This window comes from Bradyrhizobium sp. 190, assembly GCF_023073415.1.
Classification (GTDB): Bacteria; Pseudomonadota; Alphaproteobacteria; order Rhizobiales; family Xanthobacteraceae; genus Bradyrhizobium.
Map to the genome: position 1 here is coordinate 1 of NZ_JADPJL010000017.1, position 1,514 is coordinate 1,514.

Here is a 1,514-nt window from a genome sequence, read left to right on the forward strand (position 1 = left end):
CGCCAGCGCATGGTGCTGCGCGTCGAGCAGGGCAAGGGACAGAAAGACCGCTACGTCATGCTGTCGGCCAGGTTGCTGGAGGTGCTGACGAACTATTGGCGCGCCGTGCGACCCACCGGGGCATGGATGTTTCCCGGCGCCGTTGCTGGAGAACCGATATCGACAAGCGCCGTAGATGCCACCTGCCGCCAGGCACATCGGGTGTCGAAACTCACCAAGCCGGTGACGCCGCATTCGCTGCGGCACGCATTTGCGGTGCACCTGCTCGAAGCCGGAACCGATCTCCGCACCATCCAGCTCCTGCTCGGCCATCGCAGCCTGTCAACAACCGCTCAATATCTGCGGATCGCTACCAACAAGGTCTGCGCGGCGACGAGCCCGCTTGAACTGCTGCCGCGTCCGATCCCCAAGGCTTCCTCGCCGCCAGCGCTCGAACATTTCTGACGGCCAGCCTCATGGGCCGCTCAGGTCCGGAGGTGGCGGATATCTTCCGTCGCTACGGTGCTGCCTGGCGAGAGCAGCACTGGGCCTCGCTATCGACCGAACGACGCGCCGCGATGATTGCCATCGAGCGCTGCCGAACGTCGGCGCTCGGCGGCCATGTCGAACAGTGCGACCGCTGTGGCGAACGACGGATCGCTTACAACAGCTGCCGTTCCCGCAGTTGCCCCAAGTGCCAGTGGCTCGCCCGAGCGGAATGGATCGAGGCTCGGCGGGAAGAGCTTCTCGATACGCAGTATTTCCATGTTGTCTTCACCGTTCCCGACAAGATCGCCGCGATTGCCTTCCAGAATGCCAGCACGGTCTACAAGATCCTGTTCCACGCGGCCGCCGAGACGTTGCGCACCATCGCTGCCGATCGGCGACATCTCGGCGCGGAGATCGGGTTTTTCGCGGTGCTTCATACCTGGGGTCAGAATCTCAGCCATCATCCCCATCTGCACTGCGTCGTGCCCGGCGGCGGGCTATCGCCCTACGGGAGCCGCTGGGTCGCGTGCCGTCCCGGCTTCTTCCTACCAGTCGCCGTGCTCTCCCGACTCTTCCGGCGATTGTTTCTCGAAGGCCTGCAAAGGGCGTTCGATGCCAGTGAGTTGCGATTCTTTTCGTCATTGGAACGGCTGCACGATCCCGTTGCATTCCGGCGCTATCTGGATCCCGCCCGCCAGGTCAACTGGGTGGTGTATGCCAAGCCACCGTTCGCGGGCGCTGAGCAGGTTCTGGAATATGTCGGACGCTACACACACCGGGTGGCAATCGCCAACAACCGGATTGTCGATATCGAGGATGGCAAGGTACGCTTCCGGTGGAAGGACTATCGCAACGAGAACCGGCAAAAGGTGATGACGCTCGACGCCGGGGAGTTCATCCGGCGTTTCCTCGTCCATGTCTTGCCAGAGGGATTTCAGCGCATCCGTTATTACGGTTTCATGGGCAACCGCTACCGCAAGCAAAAGCTCGCCCGCTGCCGCGAACTGCTCGGAATGCGGCAGTCCGATACGCCCGTAAATGCGAAG

At 62.5% G+C, this 1,514-nt stretch carries 2 protein-coding genes; both read left to right on the forward strand.

What is annotated here, in order from left to right:
• Window positions 1–444 (forward strand): tyrosine-type recombinase/integrase (locus tag IVB22_RS14730; RefSeq protein ID WP_247518057.1); only part of this gene is annotated, 444 nt, incomplete at its 5' end.
• Between the two features lie 11 nt (window positions 445–455).
• The coding region (locus IVB22_RS14735) for an IS91 family transposase (RefSeq protein ID WP_247518058.1) at window positions 456–1,514 on the forward strand (1,059 nt) is incomplete at its 3' end.